Origin of the sequence: Streptomyces chisholmiae, from assembly GCF_031845445.1 — a bacterium.
GTDB lineage: Bacteria > Actinomycetota > Actinomycetes > Streptomycetales > Streptomycetaceae > Streptomyces > Streptomyces chisholmiae.
In genome coordinates this window covers 169,318-188,849 of record NZ_JAVREO010000014.1, presented here as the reverse complement: position 1 = coordinate 188,849, position 19,532 = coordinate 169,318, and the positions used below count along the sequence as shown (strand labels likewise).

Genomic DNA, 19,532 nt, shown 5'->3' with positions numbered 1-19,532 from the left:
TACTTCTTGACTTCAAGGCCGGTGGGCTCTTTGATGAGCGCCGGACGACGCGGGCGCCGGGGCAACGGGCGCCGCACGGCGCTCGGTTCGGCGGGGCTCCCCCCGTGCCCCGCCGACCCCCCGATACGGCAACGATGGCGTAAGGATTTCTCATGCGGGTCAATCGCAGAACAGGCGTGCTGGTGGCGGGCGCCGCCCTCACCGCCCTGACACTCTCCGCGTGCAGCGGCAGCTCCAACGGCGACGGCGGCGGCTCCGGCGGCGGCAGCGAGTCGGCTGCCGAAGTCGAGGTCTTCACCTGGTGGGCCGCCGGCTCCGAGAAGGCCGGCCTGGACGCCCTGGTGGCCGTCTTCGACGAGCAGCACCCGGACATCGAGTTCGTGAACGGGGCGGTGGCCGGCGGCGCCGGCTCGGCCGCGAAGGACCTGCTCCAGTCCCGCCTCCAGGCCAGCGACCCGCCGGACACCTTCCAGGCGCACGCCGGCCTGGAGCTGCTCGACTACATCAACGCCGGCCAACTCCAGGACGTCTCCCCGCTGTACGACGAGTTCGACCTGCGCGAGGCCTTCCCCGCGGACCTGGTGGAGCGGCTCACCCACGAGGGCCAGATCTACTCCATCCCCTCCAACATCCACCGGGCGAACGTGCTGTGGGCCAACCCGGCGGTGTTGGAGGAGCACGGGCTCGACCCGCAGGCCAGCTACGACTCGCTGGACGACTGGTTCGCCGACCTGGACGTGCTCCAGGAGGCCGGGGTGACCCCGCTGTCGGTCGCCACCGCCTGGACCCAGGTGCACCTGCTGGAGACCATCCTCCTCGCCGACCTCGGCCCGGACGCCTACAACGGGCTGTGGGACGGCACCACGGACTGGGAGGGCGCGGAGGTCACCGCCGCCCTGGAGGACTTCGAGCGGGCCATGAGCTACACCAACGGCGACCGGGACGGCCTGGACTGGCCCGAGGCCACCCAGCTGGTGATCGACGGCAACGCCGCGTTCAACGTGATGGGTGACTGGGCGGTCGCCGCCTTCGAGGAGCAGGGCAAGGTCTTCGGCACCGACTTCACGGCCGCCCCGGTGCCCGGCACGGACGGCGTCTTCGACTTCCTCGCCGACTCGTTCACCCTGCCGGTGGGCGCCCCGCACGAGGGTGGCTCGCACGCCTGGCTGGAGACGGTCGCCTCGCTGGAGGGCCAGACCGCGTTCAACGCCGCCAAGGGCTCCATCCCGGCGCGCACCGACGCCGACCCGGCGGACTTCTCCGAGTACCAGCGGACGGCCATCGAGTCGTTCGCCCAGGACACCATCGTCTCCTCGCTGGCCCACGGCGCCGCGACCCCGGTCGCCACGCTGAACGCCGTCACCGACGCCACCAGCAAGTTCACGTCGGGGGCCTCCGACCTCTCGACGTTCCAGTCGGAACTCGCCACCGCGACCGCCGCCGACTGAGCGTCGGGCGTCCGGTCCCCGGCTGACGCCCGCGTCGGCCGCGGGACCGACCCGGACCGCGGGGTGGCGCTTCGTCGGACCCCCGCCGACGAAGCGCCGCCCCGCCTTGGGAGACATCGATGAACAAAACCGTCAAACGAGTCGGGCCCCCGCTGTTGCTGCTGGCCCCGTCGCTGATCCTGGTGGGCGTCTTCGTCTACGGGCTCATCTTCGTGAACTTCGGGACGTCGACCACCGACATCCACACCGCCGCCCAGACCACCGGGCAGGAGCCGTCCAGCAACGTCGGGTTCGACAACTACTTCGAACTCCTCGGCAACGAGGCGTTCCAGCACTCCCTGAAGAACCTGCTGCTGTACACGCTGCTCTTCCTCGCCGGCACCCTGCTGATGGGCTTCCTGTGGGCCTGGCTGCTGGAGGCGCCGATCCGGGGCGAGGGCATCTTCCGCTCCATCTACCTCTTCCCGATGGCGGTGTCCTTCATCGCCTCCGGCGTGGTGTGGCGGTGGCTGCTCAACTCCGGGCAGGACGAGAGCGCGACGGGCCTGAACCGGCTGTTCCAGATGGTCGGCCTGGACTTCCTGCAGAACAACTGGTGGAACAACGTCGACTACGGCATCACCGCGATCGCGATCCCCGCGATCTGGCAGCTGTCGGGCTACGTGATGGCGCTGTTCCTCGCGGGCTTCCGCGGCATCCCGCACGAGCTGCGGGAGGCCGCCCGGATGGACGGCACCACCACCTGGCAGCTCTACCGGCACGTGCTGTTCCCGCAGCTGTCGCCGGTGGCGCTCTCCGCGCTGATCATCATCGGCCACATGTCGTTGAAGTCCTTCGACCTCATCATGTCCATCTCGAAGCCGGCGAACTACCAGACCAAGGTTCCCGCCATCGACATGTACATCTTCAAGTCGAGCTTCGACTACGCCAACGCGGCGGCCGTCGGGTCGATCCTGCTGGTCCTGGTGGCCCTGGTGGTCGTGCCCTATCTCATCCGCACCAACCGCAGGGAGAAGTGATGGCCACCCGCTCCGCCCAGGCGGCTCCGCCGAAGGAGACCGCGGGCCAGCCGGCCGGCCGGGACGGTGGCAGGCGCGGCAAGGGCTTCAGCCCGGCCCGCACGCTGCGCTACGCCGCGCTGCTGTTCTTCCTGCTGATCGTGCTGATCCCGGTCTACGTCCTGCTGGTGACGAGCTTCAAGGGCCCGGGCGACGCCTCGCCCGAGCGCGCCTGGAACCTGCCGTCCAACTGGACGCTCGACAACTGGCGCACGGCCTGGGACGCGCTGGCCCCGGCGATCTGGCGCACCCTCCAGATGGTGGTGCCCTCGGCCATCCTCGCCGCCGTGCTGGGCTCGCTCAACGGCTTCGTGCTCTCCCGCTGGTCCTTCCGCGGCGCCAACCTGGTGTTCACGCTCATCCTGTTCGGGATGTTCATCCCCTACCAGGCCGTGATCATCCCGCTGAACGAGCTGGTGCTGGACCTGTCGCTGCCCAGCGGCATCCCCACGCTGATCCTGCTGCACGTGGTGTTCGGTATCCCCATCACGACGCTGATCTTCCGGAACTACTACCAGACGATCCCGCACGAGCTGATCGAGGCGGCCCGGATCGACGGCGCCGGGCTGCTGCGCACCTACGCCTCGGTGATCCTGCCGCTGTCGGTGCCGAGCTTCGTGGTCGTGCTGATCTGGCAGTTCACCTCGGCGTGGAACGACTTCCTGTTCGCGGTCTTCTTCTCCTCCAGCCAGAACGGCCCGGTGACGCTGGCGCTGAACAACCTCGCCAACGGCGCGCTGCTGCAGAACTACGGCGTCTCCATGGCGGGCGCGCTCTTCGCCTCGCTGCCGACCCTGCTGGTGTACATCGTGCTCGGCAAGTACTTCATCGGCGGCCTGATGTCGGGATCGGTGAAGAGCTGAGCCGGCGACGAGCCGAGCAGGAAACCGAGCCGGGCCGCCGACGAGCTGACCGAGCGCCCTCCGAGCCGCCGCGCCCCCGCCGGACTTCCCCCCGGCGGGGGCGCGTGCACGCCAAGTCGGCCCGCCACTAGGCTCGTTGACATGGTCGACGGGGATGCTGGACGAGTCGTCGGAGAACGCTTCGAGCTGCGGGAGCCGCTGGGCGGCCCCGGGCGGGACGGGCTCTGGCGGGCGCGGGACCGCGCCGTGGAGCGGGATGTCGTGGTCAAGCGGGTACCGCTGGGCGCCGCGCCAGCGGCCGGCCCCGAGCCCGGCTCGGCGGCCAGAACCCTGGCCGGGCTCAGCCATCCGCACCTGGCGACGGTCCTGCACCTGGCGGCGGAGTCCGACGGCTCGGCGCTGTGGGTGGTGTGGGAGTTGGCGGCGGGGCGCACCCTCGCTGACCGGCTCGCCGAGGGGCCGCTGCCGCCCGCCGATGCGGCCACCCTCGGCCGTCAGCTGCTCTCCGCCCTGCGCGCCGCGCACGCCGCCGGGCTGTGCCACGGCGACCTCCGGCCCGAGCACGTGCTGCTGCACCCGGACGGCGGCGCCGTGCTCACCGGTTTCCGCCTCACGGGCGGCGCGGAGGCGGACTCCCCCACCGCGCCCGAGTACCTGGCGCCGGAGCGGATCAGGGGCGGCGCGGACAGCCCGGCCGCCGACCTGTGGTCGCTCGGCGTGCTGCTGTACGTGTGCGTCGAGGGGCACCACCCGCTGCGCCGGCCCACCGCGCTGGCCACCGCGGCCGCGGTGCTCGACGGGGCGGTGCCGCCGCCCGCCCGGGCCGGCCAACTCGGCCCGGTCCTGAAGGCGTTGCTCGTCCAGGACCCGGTGGCCCGGCCCTCCGGCGAGCGGCTGGACGGCCTGCTGGCCGGCGGCGGGGCGGCCGCCGCCCCGGCCGCGCCGGCGGTGCCCGCGGTACCGGCCGCCCCGCCGGCCCCGGCCCCGCCGGCCCCGGCCCCGCCGGCCGTGGCACCGGCGGCGGCACCGGCCGTGGGGCCGCCTCCGCCGCCCGGCTTCGCGCCGGCCGCGCCGGCGGCCGGCCGGCGCCGGTCCCGGTGGGTCGTCGCCGCGACCGCCACCGCCGTGGCGGTGGTCGCCGCGGGCACCGTCTACGCCGTGACCGCCTCGTCCGACGACGACGGCCGGGCCGACGACCCGGCGCAGACCCAGCCCAGCCCGTCGGCCGAGGAGACCACCAGCCCGCCCGAGGAAGAGGAGCCGCCCTCGCCGGAGGACGAGGAGCCGCCCTCGGGCGAGATCGACGGGATCGCCACCCTGCCACCCGAGGTGTACCGGTACCAGCTCGGCGAGACCAGCGACCCCGTCCCGTACGAGCCGTCCCCCGGTGAACAGGCCGCCCTCAGCGTCACCGTCGACCAGGTCGAGCCGGGCGAACACGCCGACCTGACCGGCCTGATGGACCCGATCCAGTCCGAGGGCCTGAGGTCCGTCGCGGTCCGGGTCACCCTCACCCACCTGGGCGGCGCCCCCCTGACCCTGACGTCCGGCTCCTGGGTCGGCACGCTCGGCACCTTCGGCGTCTTCGACGAGGCCAGCCCCACCGCCAACAACATGTACGCCTTCGGGGTGGAGGGCGAGCCGGGCGGGTTCCTCCCGTGGACCGGCGACCAGTTCCTCCGGGCGGGCGAGTCCTTCGAGACCTGGGTCGTCGCCGCGGTCCCGGAGGGCGAGGACCCCACCCTGGTCTACTGGAAACCCGACTGGGACCCGCTGGCCAACGGCTGGCTGCTGTGGGAGACCGGCTGACCCGGGCGGCCGGCCGCCGGCTCAGAGCAGGCCGCCGACCGCCCAGCCGGCGGTGCCGGTGACCAACCGGAGACCCGCAACGTCAGGCCGGCGCGCGGCATGAGCAACACCCGCACGTGGCGGGCCCGGTCGTGCCAGCCAGCGCACGCCTCGGTGCCGGGGAAGACCATCCGGGCCGGCGCCAGCGGCTGACCACCGGCCGGTCGATGACGAAGGTGTCCAGCGCGGTGGACAGGGCCACGGCCACCAGGCCGATCGCCGCCGCGTCCGGCCAACCGGCGTCCTGCCGGCCGGCGACCCAGCTGGCCCGCACCGCCGCCATGACGACCAGGAACGTCAACGGGAAGCAGGTCGCCCTCACCGTTCCGGCGCGCCGTTGGCGCGCGGTCGGCGGTGGGGCGGCGCGCCGGATGTCCCTGGGGAAGTCGTCCAGGAAACCGTGGGGCGCGGCGAGCACCCCGCGCGTTCCCCCTCCCTGACGCGCTCCCACCGGGATCGATTACCTCGCTACCGCGCTGCCAAAAATCTATGCTGGCGAGAGTAGACATTGCCCAGTGGCGTGACTATGGTTTCTTCCGTAACGTAGAGAGAAAGCAAGGCCTGGCAGAGACGAACTGCCGGCCAGCAGGACCCGCGGCAGCAGTGCGCGGGACGGTACGGCGGTGGGGTTCCGAAGCCAGGCTTGTCATGAGGGCGACGGGGCCGACGGCCGGACCGGGTGGCCCGCGGTGATCAGGGGCCGCCACGAGCAGGACGCATCACCAGCAGTAGGCAAGTGATCGATCCAGAGGGAAGAACGGAGGAGCCAAGCACCATCAGGATCGCCCGGGCGAGATCCCGGGTACCGCAGGACATCGATAGTGAGGTGGTCTCCGGTCAGGCAATCGCGATCCCCGCACCCCCGGCAGCGTCTCGGTCGGGTCTGCGGAGACAATGAGCCGGCGCACTACCAGAGCCGGCGGATGGTGTAGCAGTTTCTTCGGGGCCTTGGTGCCAGTTGGCACCAAGGCCCCTCCACGCGTTTCACACAGAGAGATACAGATGACAGCAGGCGACTCGTACGACCGTCTCGACGATGACGACTATCCGGCCTACACCATGGGCCGGGCCGCCGAGATACTCGGCACCACCCAGGGCTTCCTCCGCGCCATCGGCGAAGCCCGCCTCATCACCCCGCTGCGCTCGGCCGGCGGCCACCGCCGCTACTCCCGCTACCAGCTGCGCATCGCGGCCCGCGCCCGGGAACTCGTCGATCAGGGCACCCCCATCGAAGCCGCCTGCCGCATCATCGTCCTCGAAGACCAGCTCGAAGAGGCCCAGCGCATCAACGCCGAATACCGCCGCGCGGCTGAATCCCCCGAATCGCCCGAATCACCTCCCGCGAGCTGAGCCGCTCGGGCTCGCGGCCGGGGCAGTCCTGGCCGACAAGGGCCACGACTCCCGAGCGACACGGGCCTGGCTGCGACGCCGCGGCATCAGCCGCACCATCCCCGAGCGGTCGGACCAGATCCGCCACCGGCTTCGGCGCGGCGGCCGGGACGGGCGCCCGCCGGCCCTCGACACGCGGCTCTGCAGGCGGCGCGACGTCGCGGATGTGGGCGTGACACCTCGACGAGAGCCCCCGGCTAGGAGAGTTTGAGCAGCAGTTCGCTGAGTTCGCGCGGCATGGTGATCATGCAGTCGTGGCCGGTCGGCAGCTCCCAGACCTGGGCGGCAGTGCCGTTGGGTTGGATCGAGGGGACGGGGCGTCGGGTGACGCCCGCCGGCATGGCGCCGGCATTGTGGATGTGCGTGCGCGGGATCGCGTCGACGGCTGGGTTGCCCAGTCGCACCGGCTGTTGCAGGCAGCGCACCGGCTGGTCCGAGAGCATCCCGCGCAGCCAGGCGATGTCGGCCGGGTCGGTGACGCCGAACAGGCCGAAGGGCGCGGGCTGTTCGGGCATCGGTGGCACGCGCCAGCCGCTCTCGGACTGCTCGGCGAGCTCGATCAGTTGCCGCGTCACGGGCTGGACGTCGACCGCGGACTCGCCGTCCTCCGGGACCATCGCGTCGAGGTAGACCAGGTGCCCGACGCGTTCCGGAATCCGGTTGGCCGCGGAGGAGATCACCAGCCCCGCGTAGCTGTGGCCGACGAGGACGACGTCGCTGAGGTTCTCCTCGGTGATCAGCCCGACCACGTCGTCGACGTGCGTATCGAGACCCACCTCCGGTCCGAGCAGGTGCGCCTTGTCGCCGAAGCCGGTCAGGGAGGGCGCGCACACCCGGTGGCCGGCGGCCTCCAACAGCGGTACCACCCGCTCCCAGCACCGTCCGTTGTGCCAAGCACCGTGTACCAGCAGGAATGTGGACATCGATCTTCCTTCGCAGGAGCAGCAGAAGAGCACGGTCACGCGCATGCCGCTGGTTCGCGGCTCTGGTGGTTACCTTTTGCGCCTCGGTACTGTTTGAGTACCAAGAGCATGCTGGTGCACACGACGCGCCGCGGGCAATAAGGCACTTTTCGGTGCCCCGGTTCTCTGGAGGTAACCATGGGCGCGGCACAGGGCGATCCACGGTCGGCGGCGCGGTCCAGCGACGCGTGCCGGACCCGGGTGGTGCTCGACATCGTCGGAGACAAGTGGTCGCTGCTGGTCGTGCGCCATCTCCGGGATGGACCGCGCCGTTTCACCGAACTCAAGAGGGCCATCGACGGGATCAGCCAGCGCATGCTCACCGTGACGCTGCGCAGCCTGGAGCGCGACGGAATCCTGACCCGCACCGTCCACGGCGTGATGCCGCCCCATGTGAGCTATGAGCTGACCGAGATGGGCACCACCCTGCGCGAGGCCACCGCGCCCCTGCTCGAATGGAGCGTCGCGCACCTCGCCAGGATCGACGACGCCCGCGCCGCCTACGATGCCCGCACCGCTCCCCCGACGCCCTCGTAGCGGGACGGCGGGCCGAGTGTCACCCGACCGTCCCGCTTCGCGGACACGGCCTACGCCGCCGCGTCGAGGCTGCCGCGTGCGGACGCGCGCCGGGGGGCCGAGGCCGACCGGCGGCGGCCACGGGAGGCGGCACGGCGCTTGGGGCGTTCGACCACCGGTGCGGTGATGACGACCGGAACACCGGACGGGGTCTGGGCGCCGGTGATCCGGCGCAGGGCCTCGCCCCCCGAGTTGACCTGGGTGGTGTGCGGTCGGATCCCCGCGTCCGCCATGAGCCGGGCCATGTCCCGGCGCTGGTTCGGTGTGACGAGGGTGACCACGCTGCCGGACTCGCCGGCGCGGGCGGTGCGGCCGCCCCGGTGCAGGTAGTCCTTGTGGTCGGTCGGCGGGTCGACGTTGACGACGAGGTCGAGGTGGTCGACATGGATGCCGCGCGCCGCGACATTGGTCGCCACCAGCACGTTGACGTGCCCGTCCTTGAACTGCGCCAGGGTGCGGGTGCGTTGCGGCTGGGACTTCCCGCCGTGCAGCGCGGCGGCCCGGACGCCGCTGGCGAGCAGGTCCCGGGTGAGCCGGTCGACGGCGCGCTTGGTGTCCAGGAACATGATGACGCGGCCGTCGCGGGCGGCGATCTCGACCGTGGCGGCGTGCTTGTCGGCGACCTGGACGTGCAGGACGTGGTGTTCCATCGTCGTGACCGCACCGGCCGACGGGTCGACCGAGTGCACGACGGGATCGGTCAGGTAGCGGCGCACCAGACGGTCGACGTTGCGGTCCAACGTGGCGGAGAACAGCATCCGCTGCCCCTCCGGACGGACCCGGTCAAGCAGCGCGGTGACCTGGGGCATGAACCCCATGTCGGTCATCTGGTCGGCCTCGTCGAGCACCGTGACGCCCACCTGGTCCAGCCGGCAGTCGCCACGGTCGATGAGGTCCTTGAGCCGGCCGGGGGTGGCGACGACGACCTCGGCCCCGCCGCGCAGCGCGCTGGCCTGCTTGCCGATCGACATCCCGCCCACCACCGTGGCCACCCGCAGCCGGACGGCCCGGGCGTACGGCGTGAGCGCGGCCGTCACCTGCTGTGCCAGCTCACGCGTGGGCACGAGGACCAGCGCCAGCGGCTGCCGGGACTCGGCACGCTGTCCGGTGAGGCGCGCGAGCAGGGCGAGGCCGAAGGCGAGGGTCTTGCCGGAGCCGGTGCGCCCGCGACCCAGGACGTCGCGACCCGCAAGGGAGTTCGGCAGGGTCGCGCCCTGGATCGGGAACGGCTCGCTCACCCCCTGTCGGCCGAGTTCGGCCAGCAGCTGCGCGGGCATGGCCAGCTCGGCGAAGTCCGAGACGGCGGGCAGTGCGGGGGTGGTCGTGGTGGGGAGCGCGAACTCACCCTGCGGTGCCGGGCTCCGGCGGCCGTGGCCGCCGGACCCACGTGCTCCCGGCTGGCCGGGGCGACGGCCGCCACCGGCCGCGTTGGCGCCGCCCCTCCGGGCGCGGGGTGAGCGTTCGTTCGTGCGTGAGCGATTCATGTACGGGACCTTCCTCGATACGGCGCATATCAAGGACTCCCGCAGCGGTGAGCGGCACGGAGAACAGCAAGTATGGGCCGATGGCATTCAAGAGCACACGGGCCGACGGAAAACCACGCGGATGTGTGCGGGAACAGATGACGCCAGGGCACGGAATCCCGGGCGTCGAATTCAGGTGTAGTCGAATTCGGGTGTCGTCGAGTTCGGGTGGCACTTCTCGGGAGAATCGCGGCCACAGGGGACTGTGCGCGTCCGCCGCCCGCGTGGCTCTCGACGCCCCCCGGCCGGCGATATCGCCGTGGGGAAAGCGTGCAGCTGGGGCCCGCACCCCGAAGGATGCGGGCCCCAGCTGCGAAGTGCGCGTCAGCGTCAGGCCGGAACGATGTTCTCGGCCGTCGGGCCCTTCTGGCCCTGCGCGATGTCGAAGCTCACCTTCTGGCCTTCGAGCAGCTCACGGAAACCCTGGGCGGCGATGTTCGAGTAGTGGGCGAACACGTCGGGGCCGCCACCGTCCTGCTCGATGAAGCCGAAGCCCTTTTCCGAGTTGAACCACTTGACGGTACCAGTAGCCATATCATTTTCTCCTTGGGGCAATACACCGGAGTCCACACTGCGCGGACGCCGTGTCGCCGCGATGATTACCCCGCCCCGGAAAATATCCGGAAAAAACAAAACGCTCCCACCGGCGGGAGCCGAGCGGGGGCGCTGAAGTCTTGGGAACCACAACTGCAACTGAGATCGACAGTAGCACACCACGGCGGCCCACACGCTTTTCGTAATTCCGCTCCCCGCACCACGGTAAGAACTCTCACCACACGGCCGGTCAAAGTCTCACCTCGCGAGCACAGATAACCGACCGGCGCCACGCACCCGCCGCGGGCCCGTCCCGACCCGGTGGCGGGTCGGGACGGGTCGGTGGGCTCAGTCGCCCGGGTGGGCGATGTTCGGCCGGGGCGGGGTGGTCATGCCCTCGCCCAGGTAGTAGTCGGTGTGGTGGGACTGCATGTAGCCGTGCAGGGTCATGGCGTTCCGGTAGGCCGGGTTGTGGGCGAGCGTGTAGAGCCGGGTGTCGGTCGGGATGTCCGTGGTGAAGATGATCAGCTCGTTGTACTCACCGTTGGTGTAGACGGCCTCCTCGCGCCAGTCGCCGAGGATGTCGCCGTAGACGAGGGGGTTGTAGCCCCCGCTGGCGTTGACCGCGCCGTGGTTCCAGGTGCTCAGCAGCCGCGACAGGCTGTTGCTCGGCCGCGGGTTCTCCGGGTCCCACTCCTCGAACTTGCCGTCGTTGAGCAGCTCCGCGGTCAGGTCGCCGTCCCAGTGGAAGCCGAGCTGCGGCCAGGGCGCCAGACCGGTGTCGGGCTCGGTGAGTTCGTCGGAGGCGGCGTGGTAGACCCCGGAGAAGGACCACACCTCCATGCCGGGGAAGCGCGGGTCGATGTCGGCGGCCACCCCGCGGCCCACGTCGGCGACCCCGTCGGCGAAGTGCTGCCAGATCATCTCGCCGGTGGCCGCGTCGTAGTAGTACTCGCGCAGCCCGTCGGCCTGGTCCTGCTGCACCCCGTAGCCCTCCAGGCCGGGGCGGTCGGGGTCGATGTCGGCGATGTGGAAGCGGTCGCCGTGCCCGACCCCCTGGTCGGCCAGCGAGTAGCGCAGCGTCCCGTCGCCGTTGAGGACGAAGCCGATCTCGGCGATCTCGTCCCGGCCGTCGCCGTCCACGTCGACGATCCGGGTGTTGTGCCCGTCGGCGGCGGCCTGGTCGCCGCGCAGCCACTTCCACTCCAGGTCCAGCTCGGTGCCGTCGAACCGCCAGGCGGTGTACATCAGGTTGAACCCGCCGTTGCCGATCCGGTTCTTCATGTACGAGACGAGGCTGGGGTTGGTGCCGTCCAGGTGGCCGACGCCGAACCGCGCGGCCAGCGGCCCGTCGGCGAGGTAGTCGTCGGGCACCGGGGCGGTGGCGAGCGCGGCGCCGGTCTGGCCGTCCAGGACGGCGATCGACTGGCGGACCTCGTCGGCCTCCTCGTGGACCGCGCCGTCGCCGAAGACGACGCCGTCGCCGACCCGGACGGCGACCTCGGCCCGCCCGTCGCTGTCGAGGTCGTAGACGGTCACGCCGTCCCAGTGGCCGGTGCTGATGGCCGACGAGCCCGGCTCGATGTTGTCCTGGTTCGCGCTGTTGGGGCCGAGATCGACCGACCACAGGAACTCACCCGTGCTGGTGTAGGCCTCCAGGCCCTGCTCCGGGTCCATCCGGTCGATCACGAAGTCGTAGGCGCCGTCGCCGTCCAGGTCGCCGACCCAGGCGTACTTCACCGGGCCGCCGTCCCGCAGCGGGAGGCGGACGACGGGCTCCTCGGCGCTGTCCGCGGCCAACGTGAAGGCCGCGCTCGGCTCGCCCTCCTCGCCGTCGACCACGGCCCGCACGTGGTACTGGTTCTCCCGCGTGAGGTCGGCCTCGGTGTCGGTGAAGTTGGTGCCGTCCGTCAGCACCTCCGCGTTCAGTTGGGTCCAGGAACCGCCGGCCGTCGACCGGTAGACGTTGAACCCGATCCCGTCCGGGTCGAGCCCGGACAGCCGCCAGGAGACGAAGACGTCGGTGGTGTCGGCCCGGACGGCGACCACGCCGCGGTCCAGCCGCTCCATGGTGCGGGTGGTCGCCTGGGTGGCGGGGTCGCTCCCGGTGCTCGTGGGGGCCGGCTGCTCGGGTCCGGTGGCGCCGGCGACACCGAGGCCGGTGAGGGCGGCGGCGCTCAGCGTGGCGACGAGCGTGCCGACGGCGGCGGTTCGCCGGCCGCGACGCCGGTGGCGGTGATTCCGGACAGGCTGGTGCTGCATGGGGGGGTTCTCCTCGCTGTCAGCTCACGGTGGGGGCGCGTCCCGCGGCGCCCCTCCGGCGATGGGCCGGCCGTTCTGGCGATGACGCAGTTGCACCATCCTGCGAAATACACATGCGGTCAACGCCTCTGACAAGAAAAGAGCAGTAACTTGCACACAGCGCCGACCCGTTGCACATCGAACCATCTCGCTGCGCAACTGCTGCACGGACATGGTTCGTTGACACCCCCGCGGGGAGCCGGTCGCACCCCTCGACGGCGGACCACGCCCCTCCGGCGGCCAACGGCCTGGCCGATTCCCTTCAGGACACGCAAAGTTGACCTAATATGCGCCATAACCGCTCGGGAGAGGTACCTGGATGAGTGAGATGCTGGTCGCGCAACGTCACGAGCTGCTGCTCCGGGAGCTCCGCGCCAAGGGCGTCGTCCGCATCACCGAGGTGGCCGCCCGGTACGGCGTGTCCGGGGGGACGATCCGCCGGGACCTGACCGAGCTGGCCGCCGCCGGGCTGGTGACCAAGGTGCGCGGCGGCGCCGTGCCGGCCGAGCCCTCGGCCTCCTCCGCCCCGCCGGCCGAGCCGGCACCCCAGCACTCCCCCGGCCCCCCGAGCCCGGCCCGGGCGCCGGCCCAGGCGCCGGGCGGCGGGCCCACGCTGGGCCTGCTGGTGCCCTCCGCCACCTACTACTACCCCCAGGTGGTCGCCGGGGTCCGCGCCGCGGCCGAGGAGCGGGGCGCCCGCGTCGTCATCGGCCTCACCAGCTACGCGGAGCCAAGGGACCTGCGACAGGTGGCGGCGCTGCGCGCCTCCGGCACCGTCGGCCTGCTGGTCACCACCACCGGCAACCACCACCTGCCCACCGGGACGCTCGCCCAACTGCGGGCCAGCGGCGTCCCGTTCGTGCTGATGGAACGTCAGCCCGAGGAGCCGTACGAGCCCTGCGAGTACGTCGTCTCCGACCACCGGCAGGGCGCCTACACGGCGGTGCGGCACCTGCACGACCTCGGCCACCGGCGCGTCGCGCTGTTCGTCAACGGCAGCCCGACCGCCCCACTGATCCAGGAGGGCTACCGCGCGGCGGTCGGCCGGCTGGGGCTCGACCCGTCGGCGCCGGTGATGGACAGCGGCCGGCCGCTGCTGGCCCCGGCGGAGGCGGCCAGCCGGTACGACGCCTTCGTCGAGGCGTGCGTCGCCGGCCGGACCCGCGCGGCGCTGGTGCACTCCGACCACGACGCGATCGAGATCATGCACCGGCTGCGGGGGCGCGGGCTGCGCACCCCCGACGATGTCGCGCTCGTGGCCTACGACGACGAGATCGCCGAGCTGGCCGAGGTGCCGCTGACGGCGGTGGCACCGCCGAAGTACGAGGTCGGCGCGCAGGCGGCACGGCTGCTGCTGGACCGGCTGGCCGCCCCGGACGACGGCCTGGCCGAGCGCCAACTGGCGCTGCGGCCCCGGCTGATCGTCCGCCGCTCCTGCGGCGCGGCGGCGGCCTAGGTGTGCTGTCCCGGGACGTTGGTGACGGGCAGCGGCACCTCCTCGCGCGCCGCCAGGGCGCGCGAGGAGGACCGGCGGCCTGACCGCGCCGTTCTGGTCCAGCGTCTCCGTTGCTACTCGGCGCGCAGGACGAAGAACAGGAAGGACAGGAAGCGCGGCATGGCCGCGATGGTCTCGGGGAACCGTTCGTGGGCGGCGGGATCGGGATCCGGCTCGCTGATGACCGCGATCCGGAAACCGGCCCCGGTGAACGCCTCGATCGTCGCGTGCAGCGGCCTGTGCCAGCGACTCACCAGGGCGGTCTGGCTGCCTATGGTCCACTCCGTGGTCCATTGGGTGGTGTCGAAGTAGTCGCATTCGGCCTCGCGGCCGACCTCGCGGTGTATGAGGTTGACGGCGAAGGGATGGTCGACGGAAGCGATCAGCCGACCGCCGGGCTTGAGTACGCGGCGCAGCTCGGCCAGAGCTGGCCCCCAGTCCTCCAGGTAGTGCAGCACCAGAGACGCGACCACATCGTCGAACGTGTCATCAGGGTAGGGAAGCGGGCTGCCCAGCTCCGTCACCCGCAGGTCCGCACCGTCACCGAGCCGCTGCCGGGCCATCTCCAGCATCCCGGCGCTGGAGTCGAAGCCACTCACCACGGCGCCACGGTCGCGCAGCGCGGCAGACAGGAGCCCCGATCCGCAGCCGGCGTCGAGGATCCGCCGGCCGGCCACGTCTCCGGCGAGGGCCAGCATCGCGGGACGCTCGTAGTAGGCGTTGACCAGGTTGGTCTCGTTCACGGCCGTGTACGCCTTGGCGAAGCTGTCGTAGTCGTTGACCTGCGGCGGATCGACACCCTCCGCGGACGGCGGGGCCAGCCTGACGGACATCACGTGCTCTCGGGGCTCACTGGAGACCATGGTGCGGAAGACGTGTGCTGTGGCGGTTCGGTTCCTGGCCGCGGCCAGCCGCCGCGCGGGGTCGTCGGACGGGTTGATCTCGGTGTACCGCTCGGGGCTGTGTGGTCGGCCGGTCAGACGGAGTCAGGAGGGCCGGCGCCCGTCGCCGACCGCCTCCGGCTGCCCGGCTACGGCGCCGCCGTCCTCCGCCAGGCCCGCGCGAGCCTTCCTGCCACAGCGGCCGGTAGTGGTCCAGGACCCGGGTCTCGACATCGAGTTCGGCGGACGGGTGGTTGGGCGCCGCCAACGCCCACCAGCTCGCCCAGTCCCACACCAGGGCGACCCGCGCGCGTTCCGGCACGCCGCCGACCGCCCCGGCCAACCGGCTCAGGTCGGCCCGCCGCATCAGTTCGACGTCCTCCCGCCAGACGCCCCCCGGCCCCTGCTCGGGGTGGTAGTCGCCGCCGTACGCCAACGAGCCGAGCCGGCCGCGCAGCCGGTCGAGCCGCTCGTCGGCGGTGTCCGGGGTGGCTGGTCGGTGCTGTCCTGGGGGTCGCTGGGGCGGCGTCGGCTCCGCACTGTTCATAGCGGCACCATCAGGCGAACTGCCGCACCAGTCAACATTTCTGACGCACAAATCGAAGTTCCCGCTAACTCGCTTCAAACTATTGCACCTTTGAACACGTATGTGCACACTGATCGGCGCCATGGCTCACCCGCGGCGCTCCCCTCGGGGACGCCCCAGCCCGGAGGACCGGACCATGCCGCAGAGATCTCCCGCCCGCCGCCGAACCGCCGGCGGCCTCGTCCTGCTCACCGCCCTGGCCACCGTCGGCACCCTGTTGACCAGCCCCGCCCAGGCGGCCTCCCCGGCCGGCCGGGGACTGCCCGCCGAGTGCGCCGACACCGAGCCACTCACCTGCCACATCGAGGTCGAACCCGGCACCTACCGGGTGACGGTCTGGCTCGGCGGGGCGGAGGCCGGTGCCACCGGCGTCTCCGCCGAGACCCGCCGCACGATGGTCCCCGAGACCGTGACCGAGCCGGGCGAGGTGGTGCGGCGCACCTTCACCGTGGACGTGCGCGACCCGCAGGGACAGCCAACCGACCCGGCCGGCGAGCACCCGGGCCTCGACCTGCGGTTCGTCGGCTCCGCGCCGCAACTCGCCGGCCTGCGCGTGACGCCCGCCCCACGCACCCCGCAGGTCCTGCTGATCGGCGACTCCACCGTCAACGACCAGCGCGCCGAGCCGTACACCGGCTGGGGGCAGGAGCTGCCCCAGTTCTTCCGGGACGGCGTCTCGGTGGCCAACCACGCCGACAGCGGCGAGAGCACCCAGAGCTTCCTGGACAACCCCCAACTGTTCGACGCCCTGGAGCCGCGCGTCGACCGCGGCGACCTGGTCCTCATCCAGCTCGCCCACAACGACAAGACGACCACCCGCGACCAGTACCGGGCCAACCTGACCGAGATGGTCGAACGCGTCCAGGCCAGGGACGGCGACGCGGTCCTCGTCACGCCCGTGGTCCGCCGCCGCTTCGACGGCGACGGCAGGCTCAACTCCGTCGCCCTGCACGTCACCGGGCAGGCCGACCTGCCCGCCGAGACACGCTCCCTGGCCCAGGAGTTGGACGTCCCGCTGATCGACCTGACGGCGCTCACCCAGGAGTTGGTCGAGGGACTGGGCGAGACCGCCTCCCGGGACCTGTACCTCACCGACGTCAACGGCGACAACACGCACACCTCCGTCCATGGTGCCCGCACCTTCGCCGGCCTGGTGCTGGACGAACTCCGGGACCAGCGGCTGGTCCCCGGCCGCGTCATCCGCTGATCCCGGCTCCGCTCCCCGGCGTTGCCGGGTGCCGGGGAGCGGACGTGTTAGCGTTGCTCAAGCAGGGACAACTGGGTCAACTGCGGGACCAGAAGGGGGAGGTGAGTCGATGTCTGCCGTGCAGGCCGCTGCCGTACGCAGCGCACGCCGGACCATCCTCACGTCCCGGGCCCCGGTCTGACCTGACGTTCATCCCCCGCCCAAGCCTCACGGCGCACGGGGGCGGAGCTTCGCGCTCGACGGGGCCCTCGTTCAAGGGTCTCTACGTTGTCTCACTCTCCATTCGATCGTGCTCAGCCGTGTGCCGACGCGCGACTGTCCGCAGCCGAGGTGCCCGAGGTGGCACCCGGCACAGACATGCTGGTCACCAGCGACATGACCGGGCAGGGCCCGGACACCCCGACGGACGTCCCGCACCGCACCACGGAGAACGAAACCATGACCACCTGGACCGCCCGCCCCGAAACCGCCGCCGACGTTCCCGCCGTCCGTGACATCCTCCTCGCGGCCTTCCCCACCCCCGCAGAGGCCGACATCGTGGACGCCCTGCGCGCCGACCCGCGGGCGTGGATCGACGGCCTGTCGGTGGTCAGCGCGGCCCCCGACAGCACCCCGGTCGGGTACGCGCTGCTCACCCGCTGCCACGTCGACGGTCAACCTGCCCTCGCCCTGGCCCCGTGCGCGGTACGGCCCTCGGCCCAGCGCGCCGGTGCTGGCTCCGCGGCCATCCGCGCCGCCCTGGCCGCCGCCCGGGCCACGGGGGAGAACCTCGTCCTCGTCCTGGGACACCCCGACTACTACCCTCGGTTCGGCTTCACCCCGGCCTCCCGCTTCGGTATCCGGGCCCCGTTCGACGTACCTGACGAGGCCATGATGGCCATGGCCCTGGACGGCACCCGCCCGGTCCCGACGGGCACCATCCGGTACCCCGCCGCGTTCGGCGTCTGACCGCTGCGGTGGCGTCCCGGGGCCCGTTCCCCGAGGCGCCACCGCCGCTCCGGGCCGCGGGACGGTGCGGTCACACCGGGGCGGCGCCCTCCGGGCCGCCGGCTGCCTCTACGATCACGCCATGACTGACTCCCGTGACCCAGCGAGACCGAAGCCGTTACCCGAACCGATACCGGTCACCGGGGACGGCTACCGCTGGCTCAGCTGGCTCTCCCCCGTCACCAAGGCCGGCCAGGAGATGCTGGCCGACTTCGGCGACCGGTGCGCCAGCTTTCTGATCGACGCCGCGTTCTTCCTGCTCCTGCTGCGCGCGCTGGCCGCCGTGGCCGACCGGGCCGACCTCCACCCGGCGGCGCACAGCGTGCTCATCGGGGTGCTGGTCCTGGTCTACTCCCCGCTGTGCACCGCGCGGTGGGGTGGCTCACCGGGGAAACTGCTGCGCGGCGCCCGGGTCGCCGACGTGCCCAAGGGCGAGAACCTGCCCTACCCGCGGGCGTTGGGGCGGCACCTGACGCACTGGGTCCTGGCCTGTGTGCCGATCCTCAACTGGGTCAACTACCTGTTCCCGCTGTGGGACAAGCCGCTGCGGCAGTGCCTGCACGACAAGGCCGTGGGCACGGTGGTGGTCATCCGGCTGTGAGGGCGCCCCTCCGGACGCTGCCGGTCCGTGCGCGGCCGGCGGTCAGGGCCGGTCGGGGTGGCCGGGCGTGGTGGTGCGGCGGGTGAGGACGGGCGTGACGAGCTGCTCGTCCGGCAGGTCGGTCCGGCCCTGGAGCCGGGCGAAGAGCGCGTCGACCGCGCGCCGGGCGAGCGGCCGGGACTCCGTGGAGACGTTGGTCACCGGCAGCCGCAGGCGCCGCGCCACGTCGTCCTCGCACATCGCGACGAGCGCGGTGTCGCGGGCCGGGTCCAGGCCCGCCTCCAGCAACAGCTGGAGGACGCGCTCGGCGACCTGCGGGGTGCGGGCGACGAGCCCGCCGCGCCGGGCACCCTCGACCAGCCGGTCGCGGACCGCCAGCACGCCGGCCCAGCCGCGTTCCGGGGGGCGCACCAACGCGACGGGCACGCCGGCGCGTTCGGCCGCCTGCCGGGCGCCGTCCTCGAAGTCCGCGATGAACCGGTGCTCCTCGCCCGGCTCGCCCACCGGCTCGCCGAGCACGATCACCTCGCGGTGACCGACCGCGACCAGCTCCTGGACCGCCAGCTCGCCGGCCCGCCGGCCGTCCAGGTCCACCCAGTGCAGGCCCAGCGGCTCGTCCGGGCGCCCGATCAGCACGGTCGGCCGGCCGAGCCGGGCCAGCGTGCCGAGCCGCGGGTCCCGCCGGGTGACGTCCATGACCAGGAACGCGTCCACGATGCCGCGCCGGGCCAGCCGTTCGAGCCCGGCGTCCCCCTCGTCGCCGGTGACCAGCACCACGTCGTACTCCCGCTCGCGGGCGGCGCCGGTGACGGTCTCGACGAAGGGCAGCACCCCGGCCAGCTCGGTGCGGGCGGTCACGTGTACGACCAGGCCGAGCACGTGCGCGCGTTGGCCGGCGAGCGCGCGGGCGCTGGCGTTGGGGTGGTAGCCGAGCTGCTCCATCGCCGCCTCGACCCGCGCCCGCGTCGCGGGTGAGATGGACCGGCTGCCGGACATCACATAGGACACGGTGCTCTGTGAGACACCGGCCAGCGCCGCCACGTCCTTACTCGTTACCACCGCGTCTCCCCGCAACGGGTGACCGACCGCTTGGGGTCCGCCCAGCTTCTCGGTGCTCGTCTTCGGCCGGGTCCGAGGATACGGGGTGGCCCACCCCGGCGGAGTCACGGGACGCGGCCGGGGCCTTCGCCGGCCGTCGTGCGGCGCTTCGAGGGCTTGGCCATCGGAAAGCAACGCGCTGGGAGTTCGGTCAACGAAACCGTGCGCAAGGCCG

18 protein-coding genes are annotated in these 19,532 nt (G+C 72.1%); 10 read left to right on the top strand and 8 right to left on the bottom strand.

The window, feature by feature from the left end; translation table 11 throughout:
• The first annotated feature begins 152 nt into the window (after positions 1 to 152).
• From RM844_RS22760 to RM844_RS22745, 4 genes are all read left to right on the top strand, one after another.
• Positions 153 to 1,448 carry an ABC transporter substrate-binding protein gene (locus tag RM844_RS22760; protein WP_311669196.1) on the top strand — a complete coding sequence of 432 codons (1,296 nt, stop codon included), beginning with the start codon at positions 153 to 155 and terminating at the stop codon, positions 1,446 to 1,448.
• Between the two features lie 119 nt (positions 1,449 to 1,567).
• Complete coding sequence (locus RM844_RS22755; protein WP_311669195.1) at positions 1,568 to 2,467, top strand: carbohydrate ABC transporter permease; 900 nt, start codon at positions 1,568 to 1,570, stop codon at positions 2,465 to 2,467.
• Positions 2,467 to 3,369, top strand: coding sequence for a carbohydrate ABC transporter permease (locus tag RM844_RS22750; RefSeq protein WP_311669194.1), 903 nt, complete (start codon positions 2,467 to 2,469; stop codon positions 3,367 to 3,369). The genes RM844_RS22755 and RM844_RS22750 overlap by 1 nt, the downstream gene beginning before the upstream one ends.
• A 141-nt stretch (positions 3,370 to 3,510) precedes the next feature.
• Entirely contained in the window at positions 3,511 to 5,178 is a 1,668-nt protein-coding gene (locus RM844_RS22745; protein ID WP_311669193.1) for a serine/threonine-protein kinase, read from the top strand.
• An 82-nt stretch (positions 5,179 to 5,260) separates the two neighbouring features.
• Here the strand turns inward: RM844_RS22745 and RM844_RS22740 are convergent, their stop codons facing one another.
• Entirely contained in the window at positions 5,261 to 5,635 is a 375-nt protein-coding gene (locus RM844_RS22740; protein ID WP_311669192.1) for a hypothetical protein, read from the bottom strand.
• 584 nt (positions 5,636 to 6,219) lie between these two features.
• Here RM844_RS22740 and RM844_RS22735 point away from each other — a divergent pair.
• Positions 6,220 to 6,567, top strand: coding sequence for a MerR family transcriptional regulator (locus RM844_RS22735; protein ID WP_311669191.1), 348 nt, complete (start codon positions 6,220 to 6,222; stop codon positions 6,565 to 6,567).
• 236 nt (positions 6,568 to 6,803) lie between these two features.
• On the opposite strand, the gene RM844_RS22725 is transcribed toward RM844_RS22735, so the two are convergent.
• Positions 6,804 to 7,529: an alpha/beta fold hydrolase gene (locus tag RM844_RS22725; protein WP_311669190.1), complete on the bottom strand. Its 726-nt coding sequence runs from the start codon at positions 7,527 to 7,529 to the stop codon at positions 6,804 to 6,806.
• A gap of 177 nt (positions 7,530 to 7,706) precedes the next feature.
• Here RM844_RS22725 and RM844_RS22720 point away from each other — a divergent pair, with 177 nt between their 5' ends.
• Positions 7,707 to 8,105: a winged helix-turn-helix transcriptional regulator gene (locus tag RM844_RS22720; RefSeq protein ID WP_311669189.1), complete on the top strand. Its 399-nt coding sequence runs from the start codon at positions 7,707 to 7,709 to the stop codon at positions 8,103 to 8,105.
• A gap of 50 nt (positions 8,106 to 8,155) precedes the next feature.
• Here RM844_RS22720 and RM844_RS22715 read toward each other — a convergent pair whose 3' ends face one another.
• From RM844_RS22715 to RM844_RS22705, 3 genes are all read right to left on the bottom strand, one after another.
• Entirely contained in the window at positions 8,156 to 9,628 is a 1,473-nt protein-coding gene (locus tag RM844_RS22715) for a DEAD/DEAH box helicase (protein WP_311669188.1), read from the bottom strand.
• Between the two features lie 369 nt (positions 9,629 to 9,997).
• Positions 9,998 to 10,201, bottom strand: a complete 204-nt coding sequence (locus RM844_RS22710; RefSeq protein ID WP_006143946.1) for a cold-shock protein — start codon at positions 10,199 to 10,201, stop codon at positions 9,998 to 10,000.
• Between the two features lie 348 nt (positions 10,202 to 10,549).
• Positions 10,550 to 12,463 (bottom strand): rhamnogalacturonan lyase family protein, encoded by a 1,914-nt coding sequence (locus RM844_RS22705; RefSeq protein WP_311669187.1) that lies wholly within the window; start codon positions 12,461 to 12,463, stop codon positions 10,550 to 10,552.
• Positions 12,464 to 12,821: 358 nt separating this feature from the next.
• On the opposite strand from RM844_RS22705, the gene RM844_RS22700 reads away from it, so the two are divergent.
• On the top strand, positions 12,822 to 13,958 hold the full coding sequence (locus RM844_RS22700) for a substrate-binding domain-containing protein (RefSeq protein WP_311669186.1): 1,137 nt from the start codon (positions 12,822 to 12,824) through the stop codon (positions 13,956 to 13,958).
• A gap of 113 nt (positions 13,959 to 14,071) precedes the next feature.
• Here the strand turns inward: RM844_RS22700 and RM844_RS22695 are convergent, their stop codons facing one another.
• The gene (locus RM844_RS22695) at positions 14,072 to 14,860 is read right to left on the bottom strand and encodes a class I SAM-dependent methyltransferase (RefSeq protein WP_311669185.1); all 789 of its coding nucleotides are present in this window, start codon (positions 14,858 to 14,860) and stop codon (positions 14,072 to 14,074) included.
• The gene (locus RM844_RS33605) at positions 14,847 to 15,245 is read right to left on the bottom strand and encodes a beta-galactosidase trimerization domain-containing protein (protein ID WP_394814576.1); all 399 of its coding nucleotides are present in this window, start codon (positions 15,243 to 15,245) and stop codon (positions 14,847 to 14,849) included. The genes RM844_RS22695 and RM844_RS33605 overlap by 14 nt, the downstream gene beginning before the upstream one ends.
• A 355-nt stretch (positions 15,246 to 15,600) precedes the next feature.
• On the opposite strand from RM844_RS33605, the gene RM844_RS22690 reads away from it, so the two are divergent.
• The 3 genes from RM844_RS22690 (at position 15,601) to RM844_RS22680 (ending at position 18,259) form a co-directional block, all read left to right on the top strand.
• Positions 15,601 to 16,671: a rhamnogalacturonan acetylesterase gene (locus RM844_RS22690; protein WP_311669184.1), complete on the top strand. Its 1,071-nt coding sequence runs from the start codon at positions 15,601 to 15,603 to the stop codon at positions 16,669 to 16,671.
• 438 nt (positions 16,672 to 17,109) lie between these two features.
• Positions 17,110 to 17,619, top strand: a complete 510-nt coding sequence (locus RM844_RS22685) for a GNAT family N-acetyltransferase (protein ID WP_311669224.1) — start codon at positions 17,110 to 17,112, stop codon at positions 17,617 to 17,619.
• Between the two features lie 121 nt (positions 17,620 to 17,740).
• A complete protein-coding gene (locus RM844_RS22680; RefSeq protein WP_311669183.1) occupies positions 17,741 to 18,259 on the top strand; it encodes an RDD family protein in 519 nt (172 codons plus the stop codon).
• Between the two features lie 42 nt (positions 18,260 to 18,301).
• Here the strand turns inward: RM844_RS22680 and RM844_RS22675 are convergent, their stop codons facing one another.
• A complete protein-coding gene (locus tag RM844_RS22675; protein ID WP_311669182.1) occupies positions 18,302 to 19,318 on the bottom strand; it encodes a LacI family DNA-binding transcriptional regulator in 1,017 nt (338 codons plus the stop codon).
• Positions 19,319 to 19,532: the final 214 nt, after the last annotated feature.

What these genes read in the sequence shown, in the direction of transcription:
- RM844_RS22690 (WP_311669184.1), top strand. Translation starts at nt 15,601, where the DNA reads ATGCCGCAGAGATCTCCCGCCCGCCGCCGAACCGCCGGCGGCCTCGTC.
- RM844_RS22760 (WP_311669196.1), top strand. Translation starts at nt 153, where the DNA reads ATGCGGGTCAATCGCAGAACAGGCGTGCTGGTGGCGGGCGCCGCCCTC.
- RM844_RS22725 (WP_311669190.1), bottom strand. Translation starts at nt 7,529, where the DNA reads ATGTCCACATTCCTGCTGGTACACGGTGCTTGGCACAACGGACGGTGC.
- RM844_RS22695 (WP_311669185.1), bottom strand. Translation starts at nt 14,860, where the DNA reads ATGGTCTCCAGTGAGCCCCGAGAGCACGTGATGTCCGTCAGGCTGGCC.
- RM844_RS22710 (WP_006143946.1), bottom strand. Translation starts at nt 10,201, where the DNA reads ATGGCTACTGGTACCGTCAAGTGGTTCAACTCGGAAAAGGGCTTCGGC.
- RM844_RS22680 (WP_311669183.1), top strand. Translation starts at nt 17,741, where the DNA reads ATGACTGACTCCCGTGACCCAGCGAGACCGAAGCCGTTACCCGAACCG.
- RM844_RS22750 (WP_311669194.1), top strand. Translation starts at nt 2,467, where the DNA reads ATGGCCACCCGCTCCGCCCAGGCGGCTCCGCCGAAGGAGACCGCGGGC.
- RM844_RS33605 (WP_394814576.1), bottom strand. Translation starts at nt 15,245, where the DNA reads ATGCGGCGGGCCGACCTGAGCCGGTTGGCCGGGGCGGTCGGCGGCGTG.
- RM844_RS22715 (WP_311669188.1), bottom strand. Translation starts at nt 9,628, where the DNA reads ATGAATCGCTCACGCACGAACGAACGCTCACCCCGCGCCCGGAGGGGC.
- RM844_RS22745 (WP_311669193.1), top strand. Translation starts at nt 3,511, where the DNA reads ATGGTCGACGGGGATGCTGGACGAGTCGTCGGAGAACGCTTCGAGCTG.
- RM844_RS22735 (WP_311669191.1), top strand. Translation starts at nt 6,220, where the DNA reads ATGACAGCAGGCGACTCGTACGACCGTCTCGACGATGACGACTATCCG.
- RM844_RS22705 (WP_311669187.1), bottom strand. Translation starts at nt 12,463, where the DNA reads ATGCAGCACCAGCCTGTCCGGAATCACCGCCACCGGCGTCGCGGCCGG.
- RM844_RS22755 (WP_311669195.1), top strand. Translation starts at nt 1,568, where the DNA reads ATGAACAAAACCGTCAAACGAGTCGGGCCCCCGCTGTTGCTGCTGGCC.
- RM844_RS22700 (WP_311669186.1), top strand. Translation starts at nt 12,822, where the DNA reads ATGAGTGAGATGCTGGTCGCGCAACGTCACGAGCTGCTGCTCCGGGAG.
- RM844_RS22685 (WP_311669224.1), top strand. Translation starts at nt 17,110, where the DNA reads ATGACCACCTGGACCGCCCGCCCCGAAACCGCCGCCGACGTTCCCGCC.
- RM844_RS22720 (WP_311669189.1), top strand. Translation starts at nt 7,707, where the DNA reads ATGGGCGCGGCACAGGGCGATCCACGGTCGGCGGCGCGGTCCAGCGAC.